At 73.1% G+C, this 18178-nt stretch carries 18 protein-coding genes; 11 read left to right on the plus strand and 7 right to left on the minus strand.

Going from position 1 to position 18178, the window contains the following annotated elements:
* Positions 1-65 precede the first annotated feature (65 nt).
* The 4 genes from AC3EQ1_RS10705 (at position 66) to AC3EQ1_RS10720 (ending at position 2044) form a co-directional block, all read left to right on the plus strand.
* On the plus strand, positions 66-236 hold the full coding sequence (locus AC3EQ1_RS10705; protein WP_432094080.1) for a hypothetical protein: 171 nt from the start codon (positions 66-68) through the stop codon (positions 234-236).
* Complete coding sequence (locus AC3EQ1_RS10710) at positions 233-388, plus strand: hypothetical protein (RefSeq protein WP_351503814.1); 156 nt, start codon at positions 233-235, stop codon at positions 386-388. The genes AC3EQ1_RS10705 and AC3EQ1_RS10710 overlap by 4 nt, the downstream gene beginning before the upstream one ends.
* 196 nt (positions 389-584) lie before the next feature.
* Complete coding sequence (locus AC3EQ1_RS10715) at positions 585-872, plus strand: hypothetical protein (protein ID WP_432094081.1); 288 nt, start codon at positions 585-587, stop codon at positions 870-872.
* Positions 873-1237: 365 nt separating this feature from the next.
* Positions 1238-2044, plus strand: coding sequence for a PE-PGRS family protein (locus tag AC3EQ1_RS10720; RefSeq protein ID WP_432094082.1), 807 nt, complete (start codon positions 1238-1240; stop codon positions 2042-2044).
* A gap of 225 nt (positions 2045-2269) precedes the next feature.
* Here AC3EQ1_RS10720 and AC3EQ1_RS10725 read toward each other — a convergent pair whose 3' ends face one another.
* Positions 2270-2542, minus strand: a complete 273-nt coding sequence (locus AC3EQ1_RS10725) for a zf-HC2 domain-containing protein (RefSeq protein WP_432094083.1) — start codon at positions 2540-2542, stop codon at positions 2270-2272.
* 58 nt (positions 2543-2600) lie between these two features.
* Between AC3EQ1_RS10725 and AC3EQ1_RS10730 the strand changes: the two genes are divergently transcribed.
* The 5 genes from AC3EQ1_RS10730 to AC3EQ1_RS10750 all read left to right on the plus strand — a co-directional run bounded on the left by AC3EQ1_RS10730 (position 2601) and on the right by AC3EQ1_RS10750 (position 9746).
* Entirely contained in the window at positions 2601-3254 is a 654-nt protein-coding gene (locus AC3EQ1_RS10730; protein WP_432094084.1) for a sigma-70 family RNA polymerase sigma factor, read from the plus strand.
* A 443-nt stretch (positions 3255-3697) separates the two neighbouring features.
* On the plus strand, positions 3698-5065 hold the full coding sequence (locus AC3EQ1_RS10735) for an MFS transporter (RefSeq protein ID WP_432094085.1): 1368 nt from the start codon (positions 3698-3700) through the stop codon (positions 5063-5065).
* Positions 5066-5225: 160 nt separating this feature from the next.
* A complete protein-coding gene (gene asnB / locus AC3EQ1_RS10740) occupies positions 5226-7064 on the plus strand; it encodes an asparagine synthase (glutamine-hydrolyzing) (protein ID WP_432094086.1) in 1839 nt (612 codons plus the stop codon).
* Positions 7065-7197: 133 nt separating this feature from the next.
* Entirely contained in the window at positions 7198-8532 is a 1335-nt protein-coding gene (locus AC3EQ1_RS10745; protein WP_432094087.1) for a cytochrome P450 family protein, read from the plus strand.
* Positions 8533-8765: 233 nt separating this feature from the next.
* On the plus strand, positions 8766-9746 hold the full coding sequence (locus AC3EQ1_RS10750; RefSeq protein ID WP_432094088.1) for an L-tyrosine/L-tryptophan isonitrile synthase family protein: 981 nt from the start codon (positions 8766-8768) through the stop codon (positions 9744-9746).
* Here AC3EQ1_RS10750 and AC3EQ1_RS10755 read toward each other — a convergent pair.
* From AC3EQ1_RS10755 to AC3EQ1_RS10765, 3 genes are read right to left on the minus strand one after another with little or no spacing between them, the layout of a single operon-like run.
* Positions 9719-10537, minus strand: coding sequence for an ABC transporter ATP-binding protein (locus tag AC3EQ1_RS10755; protein ID WP_432094089.1), 819 nt, complete (start codon positions 10535-10537; stop codon positions 9719-9721). The two genes, AC3EQ1_RS10750 and AC3EQ1_RS10755, sit on opposite strands and share 28 nt — an antisense overlap.
* The gene (locus AC3EQ1_RS10760) at positions 10534-11760 is read right to left on the minus strand and encodes a FecCD family ABC transporter permease (protein ID WP_432094090.1); all 1227 of its coding nucleotides are present in this window, start codon (positions 11758-11760) and stop codon (positions 10534-10536) included. Before AC3EQ1_RS10760 ends, AC3EQ1_RS10755 begins: the two co-directional genes overlap by 4 nt.
* Complete coding sequence (locus AC3EQ1_RS10765; protein ID WP_432094091.1) at positions 11761-12837, minus strand: ABC transporter substrate-binding protein; 1077 nt, start codon at positions 12835-12837, stop codon at positions 11761-11763.
* A gap of 412 nt (positions 12838-13249) precedes the next feature.
* Here AC3EQ1_RS10765 and AC3EQ1_RS10770 point away from each other — a divergent pair, with 412 nt between their 5' ends.
* Complete coding sequence (locus AC3EQ1_RS10770; protein WP_432094092.1) at positions 13250-13723, plus strand: carboxymuconolactone decarboxylase family protein; 474 nt, start codon at positions 13250-13252, stop codon at positions 13721-13723.
* A 699-nt stretch (positions 13724-14422) separates the two neighbouring features.
* Positions 14423-14929 (plus strand): DinB family protein, encoded by a 507-nt coding sequence (locus AC3EQ1_RS10775; protein ID WP_432094093.1) that lies wholly within the window; start codon positions 14423-14425, stop codon positions 14927-14929.
* 136 nt (positions 14930-15065) lie between these two features.
* Here AC3EQ1_RS10775 and AC3EQ1_RS10780 read toward each other — a convergent pair whose 3' ends face one another.
* The 3 genes from AC3EQ1_RS10780 to AC3EQ1_RS10790 form a co-directional block, all read right to left on the minus strand.
* Positions 15066-16499, minus strand: coding sequence for an FAD-dependent monooxygenase (locus AC3EQ1_RS10780; protein WP_432094094.1), 1434 nt, complete (start codon positions 16497-16499; stop codon positions 15066-15068).
* Positions 16496-17071, minus strand: coding sequence for a TetR/AcrR family transcriptional regulator (locus AC3EQ1_RS10785; protein WP_432094095.1), 576 nt, complete (start codon positions 17069-17071; stop codon positions 16496-16498). The genes AC3EQ1_RS10780 and AC3EQ1_RS10785 overlap by 4 nt, the downstream gene beginning before the upstream one ends.
* A gap of 72 nt (positions 17072-17143) precedes the next feature.
* Positions 17144-18067 (minus strand): GbsR/MarR family transcriptional regulator, encoded by a 924-nt coding sequence (locus tag AC3EQ1_RS10790; RefSeq protein WP_432094096.1) that lies wholly within the window; start codon positions 18065-18067, stop codon positions 17144-17146.
* Between the last annotated feature and the right edge of the window lie 111 nt (positions 18068-18178).

Here is an 18178-nt window from a genome sequence, read left to right on the forward strand (position 1 = left end):
CCTCTACCCCGCATGAAACACCCGCCGCGGCGTGGCCATGCCCTCGTCATGAAGGAGTGAGACCCATGAGCGACTACAAGGAGTACAGCGACAGGGCCGAGGTCAAGGGACACAGGAAGCCCGGCCCCGGCGGCGACCAGGGGAACGGGACGAGCTCCGGCTGTATGGTCGTAGCGCCCATCCCGGCCATCCTCGCCGGGGTCGCCGTCCTGGTGTTACAGAAGGTGCTGCGATGACCAAGCCGCCTCACACCTGCCCGCAGTGTGGCCGTCCGGACTGCAGCCCGCCGGACCCGTCCACGCTCGGCGTGCCGAACTGGCTGTGGTCGCTGCTGGTCATCGTGGGGTTCGCGGTTGCTCTGCTCGGGTACACCGCCGCCCAGCGCTGAGCCCGCGGCCGGTACACCGGGTATACGACAACGGCTTCCGTCCCTGCTCGCGCGCCAGATGGATCTTCGTGATCCGCCATCCTGGGGCCCGGACCGGGGGGACCTTCCCGGATTCCCGGAGCGAGGATGTGCCCGCAGGCAGGGACGGCGTACCGGACCTAGGGTGGAGGTACCGGCGTCATTCCGGAGGTGCGTCATGGGCCGTAGCCACCACTTCCACCTCGATCATCACGGCCACTCGATCACCGTGAACGTCCGTCCCGGCCGGACGAGCCGGATCGAGCTGCTGGTCGACGGCAAGGAAGTCTTCCGTCAGCGCGTGCAGGGCACGGGGACCAGCGTGCTGACCGGCGAGCTGCCCGGCGACCCGCCCGTGCCGTTCCGGGTGTTCGTGCACCAGCCGCGCCTCGGGGCACTGATCCCCCGGTGCAGCCTGGAGGTCGACGGTGTAGAGCAGCCCATGCCGGAGCGCGCGATGGTCTGAGCCGTCCGGCTTCCGCAGGGGCCGCTCCCGGTTGCTGCAAGGACCTGTTCCCTCGTCTCCCCTTCCCCGTTCCCTGTGAGACGTGGTGAGACGTTCCCGCTTCTCGCGGTGCGAGCTGTCTCCGTGGCCGAGCGAGGTCGCGGAATTCCGCCCTCCGTCACCGTGATCAGGCGCTCCGCCGCTCGGTCGGCCCGGGTCCGGCGAGCGCCCACGCTCACGGGCAAGGGCACTGATCACGGGCGCCGTTGAGCGTTCCGGGACCGTCCGACGTATGCAACTCCGTGCGACCGGTGCGAGCCTGGCAGGTGATCAGTTTCAGCCCCGTCGCTCCGCGGAGCGGGGCGGGGTGCGACGATGACCGGACCATGAGGACGGGGACTGAGCTGCGAGCACTGCGCACAGCGGTGTTCGCGTCGGTGTGCGCGCTGCTCTCCGCGCTGGGGCACGCGTCGATGTCGGGTGCCCCGCTGCCCTGGTGGGTGGTGGCCGGCGCCGCCGCCCTGACGGCCGCCGGGGTGTGGCGGCCGACGGGCCGGGAGCGAGGCTCCCTCCGGGTCGGTGCGACCGCGCTGGCGACACAGGCTCTGCTCCACGGGGTGTTCTCGCTGGCGCAGGTCCTCCTCCGTCCCCTCCCCTCCCGGTCGTTCGCCGGACAGTGGCTGGCACAGCTGCTGTGCGCTCCCCCGCACCCGGCCGACGCCATGAACGGGGGCGCGGCACAGGCGGGGCGGAGCGGCGGAGTTGCCGACGCCCTGGCCCACGGGTCCGGCGGTGGTATGTCCCCGGTGGACCACGGCGGGCCGGCCGGCCATGCGCAGCATCTCGCCCACGGGGCCGCCGACCCCATGGCGGGCATGGACGGGATGCACGCGGCGATGGACGGTATGGCGGCGGGCGGCGGGGCCGTGGGCATGGTCGCGGTCCATGTGCTGATCGCGCTCGCCGGTGCGGTCTGGCTGTCCGGTGCGGAGCGGGCGACGTTCCGGCTGGTCCGGGCGGTGTCCGCCCGGCTGTTCGCGCCGTTGGCCCTCGCCGTGGGCGGTGCCGCGCCGGTGCCGGAGCCGCTCCCGGCCCGACGGGCCGCGCGGGAGGCCCGGCCGCCGCTCCCCCGGCTGCTGCTCGTCCACGTCATCTCGACCCGGGGTCCGCCGCGCGTGCTCGCTGTCCGCTGACAGCACGGAGCCATCGGCCGACGGGCGCGGCGACCCGCCGTATCCGCCCCGGCCGTCCATTCCACCGGTCCGCCCTCGGCCGTGACCGGCACACGCGAAGGACCTCGCACGATGACACCTGCCTGCACACCTGCCCGGACACGGGCGACGGGGGCGAACCGGGCGCCGCGGTCGGCTCCGGCCGTCCCCCGCACCGGACCGCGGCCCGCGGAGCGGCCGGGCCGCTCAGCCGGCGCGCGACTCCCCCTGTCCCGTGCCTCCTGTCTCCCCGTCCCCGTCGAGCGCGGCACGCAGCGCGGCGAGCAGGCCCTCGGCTCCGGGATCCGCTTCTTCGGCGGAGCCGGTGAACTCCCGCAGCCGCTGGACCTGCCGCTCCCAGCGGCGGCACTCCGGACAGCCCGCCAGATGCGCGTCGAGCGCCGGACCGTCGACGTCCGGCGGCAGTGCCTCGCCATCGGCGCGGGCGGAGAGGGCGGTACGGATCCGGGAACACTGCATGCGTCCATCCTCTCCGAGGGGTACGGCGGACGGCGACACTCCGGCGAGGAGGCGGCCCATGCGTGACGACGCGCAGGTGACGGCATGGGCGCTGGCCGCCCGCTCCGGGGACCGCGAGTCCGTGGACGCGTTCGTCCGCAGCACCCAGCTCGACGTCCGCCGGTACGTCACCCACCTCAGCGGCGATGCCCAGGCCACGGACGATCTGGTCCAGGACACCTATCTGCGGGCGCTGCGCAGTCTCCCGGGCTTCGAGGGCCGGTCGTCGGCGCGCACCTGGCTGCTGACGATCGCCCGCCGGGTGGTGGCCGACCGGATCCGGGCCACGTCCGCGCGCCCGCGGCTGGCGGGGGTCGAGGACTGGCAGTCGGCGGCGGAACGGGCCCAGCCGCGCGGACTGCCCGGCTTCGACGAGGGAGTGGCCCTCTCCGAGCTGCTGTCGGTGCTGCCGGCGGGGAGGCGGGAGGCGTTCGTGCTGACACAGCTCCTCGGGCTGCCGTACGCGGAGGCGGCGGCGGTGGCCGACTGCCCGATCGGGACGGTGCGTTCCCGGGTCGCGCGGGCCCGGGAGACCCTGGTCTCCCTGCTCGACGCGGCGGAGGAGGACACCTCCGGCACCCCCGAGGGCCCGCGGGCCACGGAGCCCGTGGTCCGGCCCGCTCCGGCGGTGCGGAAGCGTCGGCCGGCGCTGCTCGCCGGCGCGTCTCGCTGAGCCGGTCACCCTGCCGGACGCGGGGAGCGGGGAGCGGGCTTCGGTGCGGATGCCGTACGCCTGCTCCCCGCGGCGCGGGAGCCGGAACCGGGCCGGGCCCCGAGGCGTCCGGTTCGCGCGGCGTCCCCGGACGTCGGGGAGCCGGGCGAACCGGGACGGCTCGAGCGGCAGGAGCGGCCGGGGCGGCGCCGGCGGTCCGCTCGTCCGGCGCCCGGTAGCCCCTGGCCGCGCCTTCGTTCATCCGGCGCCCGGTCGCCGCCGCCCGCATCGTCGTTCGTCCGGCCCCGGTCCCCCGCCCGCATCGTCGTTCGTCCTGCCCCCGTCGTCCCCGACGGCAACTTCCGCGGAATCTCTGGCGATCGACGGGAACTCCCGTGCGGATTCGCCCGACCTCTGTACCGACGCGCCGACACCCGCGCGCGGAACAGAGGAAGGAGGCGGTGATGCAGCAGGACACGGGGAGCGATGAGTCCGACCGGTGGAGCCTGGTCGCGGTCGCCGGGATTCTCTCCTTCGTCGCCATGCTCGACATGAGCATCGTCAATGTGGCGCTGGCCGACATCGGGGAGAGCTTCGGGGTTCCCGCCGAGACCGCCCAGTGGGCCGTCCTGGGTTATCAACTGCCGGTGGTGGCCCTGCTGTTGCCCGCCGGGCGGTGGCTCGACCGGGTGGGGATGCGCCCCGCGCTGCTCACCTCGGTCGCCGGGTTCGCGCTGTCCGCCGCGGCGGCCGCTCTGGCCCCGGCCATGGGGTGGCTGATCGGAGCACGGCTGTTGCAGGGCGCCTTCGGGGCGCTGCTGTTCGTGCTGATGCCGGTGCTGGCCACCCGGGCGGTGCGCCCCGAGGTGCGGGGCCGGGCGATGAGTGTGCCAGCGACGCTCGGGCCGCTCGGCGCGGTCAGCGGACCGGCCCTCGGCGGGCTGCTGCTGGACCACGGCGGCTGGCGCACGGTGCTGCTGGTGAAACTGCCGTTGTGCCTGGTCGCCTGGGGTATCGCGCGTGCGGCACTGCCCCGCGGCGGGCGGCTGACCGCCCCGGGCCGGCGGGAGGCCGTGGACGCCGCCCTGATCGCGGGCGCGGTGGCGGCGGCGCTGCTGGCCCTGACGCTGGCCCCCGGATCGCCGCGCTGGGCGTGGGCGGCCCTGCTGGTGCTCCCCCTGGTGGTGGCCTGGGCGCGCGGACCGGGCGGCCGGCCCGTCCTGGCGGTGCTGCGGGAGGCACGGACGTACGGCACGCAGGGCGCGGTCCTGGCGCTCGGTGCGGCGTTCGCCGCGGTGCACTACGTGACGGCGCTGCATCTCCAGCGCGACGACGGCCTGAGCGCTTCGGTCACCGGCCTCACCCTGCTCGCCTTCCCGCTGGGCATGGCGCTGGCCGGGCCGGTGGGCGGTCGGCTGGCGGACCGCTGGAGCCCCCGGCCGGTCGCGGTGGCCGGCGGCGTCCTGGTGGCCGTCGGCTTCGTCCTGCTGGCGGCCGGGGACGGCTGGCAGCCGGTGCGGATCGCCTGGCAACTCGCCATCGCCGGGGTGGGGATGGGCCTGTACGGCGGCCCCGCGCAGTTCCTGGTGATGAGCGCGGTGCCCGCCGCACAGCTGGCCACCGCCGGGTCCACGGTGCAGCTCGCGCGCAGCCTCGGCTTCACCCTCGGCCCGGCCCTGGCGACCGCGGTGTGGGGGCTGTCCGGGCCGGGTGGCGCCGGGGCACGGACCGCTCTGGCCGCCGCCGCGGTCGCGGCGTGCGCGGCGGTTCCGCTGCTCGCGCTGCGGCCCGGTCCGCGGAGAGCCGGTGCCGCGGCGGTGCGGCAGGGCTGAGGGCCCGGCGCGCCGGCTTGCGGCTCGTCCCGCCTCCTGCCCCTTTGCCTCTCCCGTCCTGCCGGCCCCGGGCCCCGTGCCCTTCGGCCGCCCGTCCTCGGATCCGTCTCCCCCCCTCCCCCTCCCCCTCCCCCTCCCCCGACAGCAAAGGAGCCGCGCCATGTGCGGCATCGCAGGCTGGGTCTCGTTCGATGAGGACCCGCGCCGTCAGGTTCCGGTCATCGAGCGGATGACCGCGTCCCTCGCCCTCCGCGGACCGGACGCCTCCGGAATCTGGTGCGGCCCGTACGCCGCTCTCGGCCACCGGCGGCTCGCCGTGCTCGACCTCGAGGGCGGTGTCCAGCCGATGACCGCCGGGCCGGAGGGCGCGGAAGTGGTGCTGAGCTACAGCGGCGAGGTCTACAACCACGAGGAGCTGCGGACCGAACTGCGGCGCCGGGGCCACGACTTCCGCACCCGGAGCGACACCGAAGTGGTGCTCCGGGCCTATCAGGAGTGGGGGGACGCGCTCACCGACCGGCTGGAGGGGATGTACGCGTTCGCCGTCTGGGACAGCGAGCGGCAGCGGCTGCTGCTGGTCCGCGACCGGCTGGGGGTCAAGCCCCTCCACTGGGCCCGAATCCCCGGTGGCCTGGTCTTCGGCTCCGAGCCGAAGGCGCTGTTCGCGCACCCCGCTGTCCGGCCGCGGGTGGACGCGGACGGCCTGCGCGCGGCCTACAGCCTGCTGTTCTCCACCGGCCCCACGCTCTGGGCGGGGGTCCGGGAAGTGGAGCCGGGCGGCATCACCGTCCTGGACCGCGGCGGCGTGACCGAACGGCGTTACTGGCAGCTGGAGGCACGGCCGCACACCGACGGCCCGGAGGAGACCGTCGAGGAGGTGCGGAGCCGTCTGGACCGGGCCGCCCGTGCGCAGCTCGCGGCCGACGTCCCCCGCTGCACGCTGCTCTCCGGCGGACTCGACTCCACCGTCCTGACCGCGCTGCTGGCGGACGAACTCCGGCTCCGGGAAGGGCCTGAGGCCCGGCTCCGCTCCTACGCCGTCGACTACAGCGACCAGGCCGAGCGGTTCACCGGCGACGTGCTGCGCACCGGCCACGACACGCCGTACGCCACCGAGGCCGGGGCGTTCATCGGCACCGACCACAGCACCGTCGTCCTCGATCCGCGCACCCTGCTCGATCCCGAGCACCGCACGGCCGTGGTCGCCGCGCGGGACTCGCCCATCGGCGTCGGGGACATGGACACCTCCCTCTACCTGCTGTTCGGCGAGATCGCCCAGCACTCGACCGTGGCGCTCTCGGGGGAGGCGGCCGACGAGGTGTTCGGCGGCTACCCCTGGTTCCACAGCCCCCGGGCGCTGGCCGCCGACACCTTCCCGTGGCTGCTCGTCACCGGCGACGAGGCCGCCATGCCGCTGCACCCCGATCTGGCGGACACGCTGGCCATCGGCGCATTCCAGCGGGACACCTACCGGGACGCGCTGGCCGCCGTGCCCCACCTGGACGGCGAGTCCCCGGTGCAGCACCGGCAGCGGGAGATGCAGCACCTCTCGCTCACCCGCTGGCTGCGGCAACTGCTGCACCGCAAGGACCGGTTGAGCATGGCCCAGGGGCTGGAGGTCCGGGTGCCGTACTGCGACCACCGCCTCGTCGAATACGCCTTCTCCACCCCGTGGGAGCTGCAGAGCTCCGACGGCCGGGAGAAGAGCCTGCTGCGGGCGGTGGGCACCGGTCTGGCGCCGCACTCCGTGCTGCACCGGGCGAAGAACCACTATCCGGCCACCCATCACCCCGACTACAACCGCGGCCTGCAGGACATGGCGCGCGACGCCCTGGGGGCGCACGGCGGGACGGTCCGCGATCTCGTCGACGAACGCGCCATCAAGCCCTGCCTGGACACCGACCCCGCGCGGCTGGAGTGGGGAGACCGGCTGCGGCTGGAACGGGTCGTCGATCTCGCCCTGTGGCTGGGCCACCACCGGCCCGAACTCGTCCTCTGAGCCCGCAGGTCCCCGCTTGCGTCCACCCGCCCCGGCTTCCCGCCGGAGCCTTCCGGTCCCGGTTCAGCGAACCGCACTCCGGTCCCGTCCCTCGATTCCGTCCGCCGATCCCCGCAGGTCAGGAGCGACCGCCATGACACAGCCCGATCCCGTGCCGCTGCACGGCACCGACTACAAGCGCGACCCCTATCCGCTGTACGAAACCCTCCGCGCCGAGGGTCCGGTCCACCGGGTGCGCTTCCCCAGCGGGGTGGCCGCCTGGCTGGTCACCGGCTACGAGGCCGCCCACCGGGCGCTGAACGACGAACGGCTGGGCAAGCACCACTCCCGGGGCAACGCCGCCTGGCGCCGGCGCGCCTCGATCATGCCGGAACCGCAGCACTCCCAGCTCCAGGTGCATCTGCTGCACCAGGACCCGCCGAAGCACACCACGATGCGGCGACTGGTCCTCGACGCGTTCGCGCCGCGGCGGGTCGAGGCCCTGCGCCCCCGGTTCCGGGCCATGGCCGACGCGCTGCTCGACGCGGTGCCCGCGGACGGCGGCATGGACGCGGTGGCCTGTTTCGCCGCCCGGTTCCCGTTCCAGGTGCTGGCCGAGGTCATCGGGCTGGCCCCGGAGCTGGCCGGGCGGTTCGACCGCGACTGGGGGAAGGTCGTCCAGCCGGTCGGCCCCGACGACCCCGGCCGCCCCGCGTACGAGGCCCGGCTGCGCGCCCTCCAGACGTACATCGCCGATGTCGTGGCCCACCAGCGGTCGCACCCCTCGGAGGAGTTGCTCGGGAGGCTGGTCGCCGCCCGGGACAGCGGGGAGCTGAGCCAGGAGGAGCTGGACTCCATGATCTTCCAGCTGCTGGTGGCCGGTCAGGAGCCGGTGACCAACCAGATCACCACCGCCCTCGTCGCCCTGCTGCGCCACCCCGCGGAGCTGGAACGGCTGCGCGCCGAGCCGGAGATCCTCCCGCGGGCGGTGGAGGAACTCCTCCGCTACGACAGCGCATTCGAGCTGACCACCTGGCGCTTCTTCGCCGAGGACGCCGATCTGCACGGCACCCGGATCCCGGCCGGCGACTCGGTGATCGTCTCGCTCTGTGCGGCCAACCGCGACCCCGAGCGCTTCCCCGACCCCGACCGGCTGGACTTCGACCGGTCGCCCAACCCGCATCTCGCGTTCGGGCACGGCATCCACTTCTGCCCGGGTGCGGCGCTGGCCCGCATCGAGCTCCAGGTGGCGATCGGGACGCTGGTCGAGCGGCTGCCGGGGCTGCGGCTCGCCGTGCCGGAGGACGAACTGCGGTGGATTCCGGCGGTCCTGGCGCGCGGGGTGAACGAACTCCCGGTCACCTGGACGCCCGGGGGCTGCCCGGTCACCGGTGCGTCCGGCGGACACGGCGGGGGTACCCGTGCCGAGACCTGCGCCGACGTCCCGGGAGGGGATGTGCGGGGGGACGGGCACCGCCCCGGCTCGTAGGGCGCGCCCGGCCCCGCTGCGCAGAGCGTGCCGGGTCCTCTCCGTTAAGGCATGCCCGCAGGTCCCCGGTCCGCGGGCGCCCCGATACGCGGGCGCCCCGGCCCGTCCAGCCGCCCCTCGGTCCGTCCACCGGTCCCCGGTCCGTTTCTTCAGCCGGTGCGTGTCCCCGTGTCACCGGCCTCCGACCGGGGACGCCGTCCCCCACCGCCCCCGTCCCACCCAGGAGTTCCCCGATGGCGTCTGCCGGCACCGTACTCACCGGCCCCGTTGCCCACCCGTCACCGTCCCCGGCCGAGCGGAGGACCTGCGCGGCGATCCTGTCGCTGCTGCTGCCGCACCGGCGCACCGTGGACACCGCCCCGGTGCCCCCGGACCTGCCGGCCGCGTTCCCCGAGCAGACGCGCCAGCTCGCCCCGTTCGTCGCGGCCGGGGAACCGGTGCTGTTCACCCTCCCCGGCTTTCCCTGCAAGTCCCCCAACCCGGCCAAGGTCCTCGGCCATCTGCCGGACGAGGGCGAACGGCGGTCACTGCGCTTCCTGGACCGGCTGTGCGCCCGGATCGCCGCGGTGCATCCGCCCGGCGCACGCATGCTCATCTGCTCCGACGGCCATGTCTTCGGGGACCTCATCAAGGTCTCCGACGCGCACATCGACGCCTACGGGGACGGCCTGCGGGCGATGATCCGGGACGAGGGCCTGGACCATCTGGACACCTTCGATCTGCGGGACGTCTTCGGCGACCTGCCGTGCGACCGGAAGCGGACCCAGGTCCACGACCGCTACGCGCCGACGGTCGAGGACTTGCGCGCGCGGGCGAAGTCCGACGAGGGCACGCTGCGCCTGTACCGCGGGATCACCCGCTTCCTCGTCGAGGACACCGCGTCCTTCGACGGCTCGCGGTCGGCACTGCAGCGCGACTGCCGCAGACGGGCGTACGGGGTGATGCAGCGCAGCCGGGCCTGGGGAGAGCTGATCGCGGAGCACCACCCCCGCTCGGTCCGGCTCTCCATCCATCCGCAGCCGCGCGGGGCCGCCAAGTTCGGCATCCGGCTGCTGGAGGCCCGGGACGCCTGGACCACGCCCTGGCACGCCGCCCCGCTGCTGCACCCTGACGGGGAATGGGAGCTGCTCCACCGCAGTGCGGCGGAGCAGCGGGGCCGTCTGGTGCTGCGGGACGGCCGTCCCAGTCACTTCGAGGCGACAGCCTCCCGTTGACCCCGGTCACCGGCCTCCGCCGCCGGCGCCCGGTGGTCGAACGCGATCAGCGGGTCGCCGGTGAGCGGATGGTCGGTCACCGCCGCCCGGACGCCGAAGACCTCCGACAGCAGCTCCGGGGTGAGGACGTCGCGCGGCCCCCCGGAGGCGACCACGGCGCCGCCGACGAGCACGTGCAGCCGGTCGCAGAGCGAGGCGGCGGCGTTCAGGTCGTGCAGCGCGATGAGGGTGGTCCGGCGGATGTCCCGGAGCAGGGTGAGGAGTTCCACCTGGTGCCGGATGTCGAGGTGGTTCGTCGGTTCGTCGAGGACGAGCACATCGGGCTGCTGCGCGAACGCGCGGGCGAGCAGCACCCGTTGGCGTTCGCCGCCGGAGAGCGCGGAGAACCGCCGCCCGGCCTGCCCGTCCATGCCCACCTGGGCCAGCGAGCGCAGCACGATCTCCCGGTCGGCACGGTCGTCCCCGGCGAACGCCCGCTTGTACGGGGTGCGGCCCATGGCGACCACCTCGCGCACGGTCAGCTCGAAGTCGCTGCCGCGCTCCTGGGGCAGGGCGGCGACGTGGCGGGCGGCCCGGTCCGGGGCCAGCTCCCGGATGTCGGACCCGGCCAGCAGCACCCGGCCCGCGGTGGGCCGCAGATGGCGGTAGACGGTGCGCAGGACGGTGGACTTGCCGCTGCCGTTGGGCCCGACGAGGCCGACGGTCTCGCCGTCGGCGGCCATCAGGTGCACCCCGCTGACCACCGTGCGGCCGGCGTAGCTGACCTGCAGATCCTCGATGTCGATTCTCACCTGTCGCGCTCCAGGCGTCGGTCCAGCAGATAGAGGAGGGCGGGGGCGCCGATCAGCGAGGTGACGACACCGACCGGCAGTTCCTGGGAGTCCATGGCGGTCCGGCACACGATGTCCACGACCACCAGCAGCAGGGCTCCGGTGAGGGCGGAGAGGGGCAGCAATCGCCGGTGGTCGCCGCCGACGAGCAGCCGGCACACGTGCGGGACCATCAGGCCGACGAAGGCGATGGCGCCCGACACGGCGACCAGACAGCCGGTGAGCACACTGGTGACGACGAAGAGTTCCCGGCGCAGCCGGGTGACGTCGACGCCCACCCCGGCCGCCGTCTCGTCCCCCATGAGCAGGGCGTTGAGCCCGCGGGCCCGGGCCTGGAGGGCGAGCAGCCCGAGGGCGACCGCCGCGGCGGGCAGGGCCAGCAGGTCCCAGGTGGCGCCGCTCAGGCTGCCCATGAGCCAGAACAGCACGCTGTGGGTCTGCTGTTCGTCCCCGGTCTGGAGGACGAGGAAGCTGGTGAAGCCGGAGAGGAACTGTCCGATGCCGACGCCGGCGAGCACCAGGCGCAGCGGGGAGAAGCCGCCGCCCCGGCGGGCCAGCAGCCACACCAGGGAGAAGGCCGCCAGGGCTCCGGCGAAGGCGGCGGCGGACAGGCCGAGCCCGAGCAGCCCGCCGGCGCTCGCGCCGAGCACGATGGCCGCGACGGCACCCAGCGAGGCCCCGTTGGAGATGCCCAGCAGGTACGGGTCGGCGAGCGGGTTGCGGACCAGCGACTGGGTGGCGGTGCCGACCAGGCCGAGCCCGGCGCCGACGACGGCCGCCAGCAGGGCACGCGGCACCCGGAGCTGCCAGACGATCAGGTCGTCGGTGCCCGGCCGGGGCGCCTCGCCCGCCAGCCGGCGCAGCACGGCGGACCAGACCTCCGCCGGGGGGACGTCGGTCGCGCCCCAGGAGACGGCGGCCGTGAGGGCGGCGAGCAGGGCGGCGCCGAGGACGGCGGCGAACGGGCCGGGGCGTACGGGGTGGGCGCGGCGGCCGGAGGGGTCCGCGTCCGCCGCCGGCGGGCCGGGGGGACCGGTGCCGGTCGGGGTGTCCGGGGAATTCCCGGGGGGCGGGGAGTCGGGGGATTCCGGGGCATCCGGGGAGTTCCCCGAGCTTTCCGGGTTCTCTGAGCTTTCCGGGTTCTCTGAGTTCCCTGAGTTCCGGGACGAGGAGAGCAGCGTCATCTAGCGGTCCGCCTCGACCTTGCCCGGGTACAGGGTGCGGGCGATCCGCTGCACCGTGTCGGCGTTGCCGACGCCGGCGATGGTCGTCGCCTCGGAGCCGATCCGCAGGAACTTCCGCTCCTTGACGGCCTTCAGGCCCCGGGTGGCGGGGAAGCCGCGCAGGAAGCGCTCGGCCTCGTCGAAGGCCTTCTCGTTGGCTGCCTTGTCGCCCCGGTTGCGGACGGCGAGCTGGACCCAGTCCGGGTTCCGGTCGACGACGTCCTCCCAGGAGACCGGCTTGAAGTCGCCGTCGCAGCCGGCGAAGACGTTGCGGGCGCCCGCCTGGCTGATCACGGCGTGGCCCACCTGCTTGTTGCAGAGGGCCATGGGCTGCTTGGTGCCGGCGTCGTAGTCGAAGAAGAAGTACGTCGGACGCTTCCGCTCGGGAACGCCGTCCACCGCGGTGCGCACGGCGGACACCTTCTTGTCCATGCCGGCCACGAGCTCCGCGGCCCGCTTGCCGGTTCCGGTGAGCGCGCCCAGTCGTCGGATGTCCCCGGTGACCTGGGAGAGGTCCTTGCGGGGGCCCTTCTGCTGCTGGGCACAGGCGGTGGAGGCGAGGAAGACATGCTTGATCCCGGCGGCCTCGAACTCCTTGTCGGTGGGGGCGTCACCCATGCCCCCCATCCCGCCCATGCCGCCCATCGACGCGAAGGCGTCCAGGTAGAGGTCGGCGCCCGAACCGAGCAGCTTCTCCTTGGGGATCACCGCCTTGCCGAGGACCGGCACCTTCCGCGCCTGCCCGTCGAGCCCGCCGGGCAGGGTGCCCTTGCCGGGCGGGAAGCCCGTTCCGGCCACCCGGTCGCCCGCGCCGAGGCGCAGCAGCATCTCCAGGCCGGAGGCGTTGCTGGTGACGATCTTCTCGGGCGGAGCGGAGAACGTCGTCTCCTTCCCGTCGCAGTCGGCCACCTTCACCGGGAACCCGCGGGCGGCGGCACCGGCGCCGTCCGCTCCGCCTCCGGCTTCGGTCCCGCCACCACAACCGGTGGCGAGGACCGCCACCGCCGCCATGACACCGCACATCATGCGAGGGCGCATGCGTTCTCCCTGCCGCTCGAATCCTCGTACGGGCCCGCTGTCCGTGGACCCGGTGCAGGTAGTCGGCGGGAGACCGTACGGAGTTCCCGGCGGGGAGCGGCGGAACGCGGATGGGCTTCCGGGCTTCCCGGCTTCCCGGCTTCCCGGCTTCCCGGCTTCCCGGCTTCCGGGCTTCCCGGCTTCCGGGCTTCCCGGCTTCCGGGCTTCCGGGCTTCCGGGCTTCCGGGCTTCCGGGCTTCCGGGCTTCCGGGCTTCCGGGCTTCCGGGCTTCCGGGCACCGGCGTACGCGCCGCTGGGCAGGTGCCGGGAGTCACGGCAGAGGGAGACGCAGGTCACAGGCATCCATGTCACATCCTGCCGAGCCGTGCCGTCGTAACGGTGCAAGCACCCACAACGGCAGAGGAGATCACCAATGAGTGCTCGTTTGGACGCCTTCGGCAGCCCGACCGTGGGCAAGATCTTCAAGCACATCATCGCGGCAGGCAAGGTGCTCGAGGAGTCGACGCTGCCGGCCGCGACGCAGGAGCTGGTGAAGCTCCGCGCCAGCCAGATCAACGGATGCGGTTTCTGCACCGACATGCACAGCAAGGACGCCGCCGCCGCGGGTGAGACCTCGGTACGTCTCCACCTGGTCGCGGCGTGGCGGGAGGCCACGGTCTTCACCGAGGCCGAGCGGGCGGCACTGGAGCTGGCCGAGCAGGGCACCCGCATCGCGGATGCGGCCGGCGGGGTCACGGACGAGGCGTGGGCGAACGCCGCCAAGCACTACGACGAGGAGCAACTGGCCGCCCTGGTCTGCGGGATCGCCCTCATCAACGCCTTCAACCGGGCGAACGTCATCATCCAGCAGCCGGCCGGCGACTATCAGCCCGGCCAGTTCTCGTAGCCGGGAACGCCTGGCCGGACTGCTGACGCCCCCGCGGGCTGAGCATCGCCCCCGGGCGGCCGCGGGCACTCTTCATTGCGCCCCGGGCGCCCTCACCGGGGGCCCGGGGCGCATTGTTCCGGTCCGGCCGGTGCGCGGCTGGGCCGGCATATTCGGGCCGCTGCAAGCAGATCACCTTCCCGGGACTTCATCCGGAGGAGGGCGTCCTCCCCGCCCGCTCGGCGCCCGGGCGGCCGTGCGGCCCGGCGGCGGTCACGCGGCGAAGGGCGGGGAACCGGGTCCCGTCGAGGCCGTCGAGAGCCGTTCGGAGGTCCGGGCGAAGCCGGTCGGCGACGGCCGACCGGGCCCTGCTCGACGGGGCGATCGGAATGGCGTGGACGGCCGCCGACCTGGCGGCGGAGCGGGGCGGCGGGAGGATGACGGGCTAGGCAAGGGGTGGAGCACGGCGGCAGCCCTCGGGGACCGGGTCGGTACGTCAGCGCTGACGGCGGCGGCTCGGTGGGGCGGTGTGTCCGGGAGGACGGTGTGTCCGATGGCGCGGTGTGTCCGATGGGGCGAACGGCCCACCGGACAGTACCCAGCGGCCCTGCCTGCGCTGAATCGTTGTAGTGACCGCCGGACAAGGAGCCAGGTGGAGCGGGGTGGGCTCGTCGATAAATGCCTCGACACCACTCGCGGTGGCAGGGGACGCTTCGCTCGATGACCAGAATCGACGACACACCTCCCGCGTGGGACGAGCGCACCCAGCTCACCACCTTCCTCGACTACGCCCGTGACACCGCCCGCGCCAAGTGCGACGGCGTCTCCGCGGAGAACGCCCACAAGGCGCTCCTGCCGGGCTCACCGCTGATGACCATGAGCGGAGTGATCAACCACCTCCGCTGGGTCGAGTACTACTGGTTCCAGGTGGTCTTCCTCGGCGAGGAGGACCGGGGCCCCTGGACCGAGGAGGACCCCGACCGCGAGATGCGCATCGCCGTCGACTTCCCGCTCGTGCAGTTGCTCGACGAATACGCCGAACAGAGCGCCCGCTACCGCGAACTGGTCGCCGGGAACGGCCTGGACAGCCGGGCCGAGCGAGCCGTTCGCGACGGCCTCCACGTCGACCTGCGCTGGATCGTCCTCCACCTCATCGAGGAGACGGCCCGCCACAACGGCCACCTGGACATCCTGCGCGAGATGCTCGACGGCACGACCGGCGACTAATGCTGCAGCAGGATCCTGATGGCGCTACGAAGTCGGCACGGGCCGACGGGCCGCGCCGGTGGTGCCGGCGCGGGACGCGGGTGCTGCTGGAGGCGGATTGCCATTCCTGACGGACGGAGCACAGCCGGCCTCACCCCTATCGGCTCACCACATGGGGCGTTACCCGTTCGAGGTAGGTGAGTACGGTGTCGATGCGCCGGCTCATCACGCCGATATACCCGTCCGGTCGGACCAGGATCAGGGTGCCGTCGTCCACGTCGTAGGCGTCCGAGGGGATGCCCTGCCTTACCCGCACGCCGTCGCCGAATCGCCGATTCTGCAGGTCGCCGAATGCCAGCAGGGTGAAGTGCGGACCACGGAAGACGTCGAACAGGCAGGTGCCATCGTCGAGGATGCCGTCGGGTGCGCGGTCTCCGGCGCGGAGCCGCCCCCGTGCTGGGCGGTCGTCCACTGCCAGCGGCCCGTGGTGGTAGCTGACGTCGAGCTGGTGGATCGCCGGTGTCCAGCCCTCCTGCGGCCGGAAGTCCAGCCGGTGCAGTGTGCTGCTCATGCCCAGGACATGGGCGGCCACCGGTATCCGCTCGGTCTCGTAGCTGTCCAGCAGTGCCTCCGGCGCCCCGCTGAGCACGCCGGCCAGCTTCCATCCGAGGTTGTAGCTGTCCTGGATGCTGGTGTTCAGACCCTGGCCGCCCGCCGAGGAGTGCACGTGTGCGGCGTCCCCTGCCAGCAGGACACGTCCGGCTCGGAAGCGGTCCGCCATGCGCGCGTTGACCCGGTACAGCGAGATCCATTTCAGGTCGTGCAGCCGGATATCGGCGCGGCCGGAACGCTCGTGCAAAAGGTGGCGCACCGAGTCCAGCGTCAACTCCGGCACGTCCTCCGCCGCAACGCCGGCAACGAATTGGTAATACTGTCCGCCGGGCATGTTCCACAAGGAGAACCGGTCGGCCCCGGTGGTGAACATGTGGCAGAACACGCCGTCAAGGCCCTCGGCCCGAACGTCGCCGATCAAAGTCCGTTCGGATTCGAAGGTCTCGCCGACGAAACCCACACCCAGCGCCTTGCGTACGGTGCTGCGTCCGCCGTCGCAGCCCACCAGGTAGGTGGCGCGGACCGGGCCACCGGTGGTCTGCACGGTGACCCCGTCGGCGTCCTGGTCGAATCCGAGCACTTCGGTGCCGAACTCGACCCGGCCGCCGAGCTGGACGAACCGCTCGTACAGGATCTCGTCGGTACGCCACTGCGGGAGCAGCCACAGGTCCGGATAGGGAACACCGACGCCGCGGCGCAGCGGTTCGGCTCCCAGTAACTCGTTCACATGACGCTCGAACACCACCTCGTGGCCCGAGTAGCGGCGGAACTTCGGGAAGGGCATGCCATCGGCGAGCACCGCGTTGATCACGCCGAGGTCGTCGAAGACCTCCTGGGTGCGTGGGGACAGGCCCTTGCCCCGGGACCCTGGGAACAGGCCAGGCGCCTTGTCGACGACCCGACAGGGCACGCCCCGACGGGCCAGGTCGATGGCCAGCGTCAGCCCGGCCGGCCCCGCGCCCGCGATGAGCACAGTCATGATTGGCTTTCCCCCCGGGTGAGCAGCGCCAGCAGCACGTCATCGACGACGCGAGCGATGAAGGTGTCGTCGAATGGGGCGTTGACATGGAGCTGGCGCAGGATCATCGCCTCGGCGATGTCGTGCACGAGTTCGGTGTCGACGTCGGCGAGTACGTCACCGCGCGCTGCGGCACGGTGCAGCGGTTCGGCGAACGGTGACAGTTCGTCGTCATCGAGATGAGCCTGGAGTGCCGCGGCCAATTCTTCGTCGTCGCGCATGGCCGTGATCAGCCCGTGGACCATCGCCAGCGGAAACACCTCGGCCTTGCGGCGCAGCATCTCCATCACCGCGAACAGGTCGCCGCGCAACGACCCGGTGTCCGGAACGCTGTCGTTGAAGTTGCTGTCGTAGGTGTCCAGTGCCGCTTTGACCAGTGCGGCCTTACTCCGCCAACGTCGATAGATGGTGGTCTTGCTGGCGTGCGCCCGCGCCGCCACCGCGTCCATCGTCAAGGCCCGGTAACCGACGTCGGCGAGCACCGCCATGGCGGCGGCCAAGATCGCTTCCTCTCGCGGCTTGCCCCGAACCATGCCACCTCCTCCCATGTGTACGATACGCGTATCGTACACATGGGAGGCGCTCGGTCCAGGCGTTGGCGCGGCCTACCGGTCGAGTGCCGCGCGTTGCGCCGGGCTGAGACGGTCCGGTCTCGTGGTGACACGGTACGTCCGGGGCCCGACGGCCTTGAGGGCGAGGGGATCGGCGATGGCCGGTTGCCGTTGGATCACGTCCAGGGCGGCGGTGGTGCGGCCCCGGGGCCAGTCGAGCGCGGTGGCCGGCGTGCCCGGAGTGAGCGGCCGGTCGGCGTGCACGAGGGCGGCGAGCACGGTCAGCGCGTCGTCCACGGCGGCTGCGGTGAGGGTGCGGCCGCTCATCTGCTCGCTGAGGCGGGCGAAGAACCGGCCCATCGTGCCGAGCCGGGCGCCGGCAGTCGTCTCGGCGCCGAAGATCTCGACACCCCGCTGTGCGGCGGTGGCGATGTCGGCGTGGGTGCCGGTGTCGGCTTGCCATGCCCGGAGCCAGGCGTCGTCGTCGATGACGTACCGCTCGCGGCGCCCGCCGGGATCCGGTCGGCGCACCACCACCGCCATGGCCTCGAGGGAGCCGATGGACTTGGACACCGACGCGGGGCTGACGCGCAGCCGGCGCACCAGGTCGGCCGCCGTCAGGCCGTCGGCGTCGGCGGTGAGCAGGCACACGAACACCCGGGAGGTCATGCGAGGCAGGCCCGTCGCGGCCAGCAGCGTCGCGAACCGGTCCACGAAGCCGCGCACCACCTCGGCCGGCTGCTCGTCGGTCGCCGGCTCCGCGGGCCGGGCCGGCCTGCGCCGACGGGCACGGTGGCCGGCGACCTGCTGTGCGTGGTCGGCTGCATAGTGACCGGGCGCGCCATTGTGTGCGACCTCGCGACTGATCGTGGACGTCGGCCGGCCGAGCCGTCGGCCGATCTCGGCGTACCCGAGCCCTTCGGCCAGCCACGCCTCAATGCGCCGGCGGTCCTCGTAGGTCAGCCTGCCTCCTGGCACCGACGCGACTCCTCTCCTTGCATTCAGCAACAGTACAGTGCAACGGCTCAATTGCGGGAGTTGCATTTATTCACAATTCTGTTGCAACGATCCATGATGCAGGGGCCATTT

The sequence above is a fragment of the Streptomyces sp. bgisy100 genome (genome assembly GCF_057709105.1).

What these genes read in the sequence shown, in the direction of transcription:
- AC3EQ1_RS10705 (WP_432094080.1), top strand. Translation starts at nt 66, where the DNA reads ATGAGCGACTACAAGGAGTACAGCGACAGGGCCGAGGTCAAGGGACAC.
- AC3EQ1_RS10710 (WP_351503814.1), top strand. Translation starts at nt 233, where the DNA reads ATGACCAAGCCGCCTCACACCTGCCCGCAGTGTGGCCGTCCGGACTGC.
- AC3EQ1_RS10715 (WP_432094081.1), top strand. Translation starts at nt 585, where the DNA reads ATGGGCCGTAGCCACCACTTCCACCTCGATCATCACGGCCACTCGATC.
- AC3EQ1_RS10720 (WP_432094082.1), top strand. Translation starts at nt 1,238, where the DNA reads ATGAGGACGGGGACTGAGCTGCGAGCACTGCGCACAGCGGTGTTCGCG.
- AC3EQ1_RS10725 (WP_432094083.1), bottom strand. Translation starts at nt 2,542, where the DNA reads ATGCAGTGTTCCCGGATCCGTACCGCCCTCTCCGCCCGCGCCGATGGC.
- AC3EQ1_RS10730 (WP_432094084.1), top strand. Translation starts at nt 2,601, where the DNA reads ATGCGTGACGACGCGCAGGTGACGGCATGGGCGCTGGCCGCCCGCTCC.
- AC3EQ1_RS10735 (WP_432094085.1), top strand. Translation starts at nt 3,698, where the DNA reads ATGCAGCAGGACACGGGGAGCGATGAGTCCGACCGGTGGAGCCTGGTC.
- asnB (WP_432094086.1), top strand. Translation starts at nt 5,226, where the DNA reads ATGTGCGGCATCGCAGGCTGGGTCTCGTTCGATGAGGACCCGCGCCGT.
- AC3EQ1_RS10745 (WP_432094087.1), top strand. Translation starts at nt 7,198, where the DNA reads ATGACACAGCCCGATCCCGTGCCGCTGCACGGCACCGACTACAAGCGC.
- AC3EQ1_RS10750 (WP_432094088.1), top strand. Translation starts at nt 8,766, where the DNA reads ATGGCGTCTGCCGGCACCGTACTCACCGGCCCCGTTGCCCACCCGTCA.
- AC3EQ1_RS10760 (WP_432094090.1), bottom strand. Translation starts at nt 11,760, where the DNA reads ATGACGCTGCTCTCCTCGTCCCGGAACTCAGGGAACTCAGAGAACCCG.
- AC3EQ1_RS10765 (WP_432094091.1), bottom strand. Translation starts at nt 12,837, where the DNA reads ATGCGCCCTCGCATGATGTGCGGTGTCATGGCGGCGGTGGCGGTCCTC.
- AC3EQ1_RS10770 (WP_432094092.1), top strand. Translation starts at nt 13,250, where the DNA reads ATGAGTGCTCGTTTGGACGCCTTCGGCAGCCCGACCGTGGGCAAGATC.
- AC3EQ1_RS10775 (WP_432094093.1), top strand. Translation starts at nt 14,423, where the DNA reads ATGACCAGAATCGACGACACACCTCCCGCGTGGGACGAGCGCACCCAG.
- AC3EQ1_RS10780 (WP_432094094.1), bottom strand. Translation starts at nt 16,499, where the DNA reads ATGACTGTGCTCATCGCGGGCGCGGGGCCGGCCGGGCTGACGCTGGCC.
- AC3EQ1_RS10785 (WP_432094095.1), bottom strand. Translation starts at nt 17,071, where the DNA reads ATGGTTCGGGGCAAGCCGCGAGAGGAAGCGATCTTGGCCGCCGCCATG.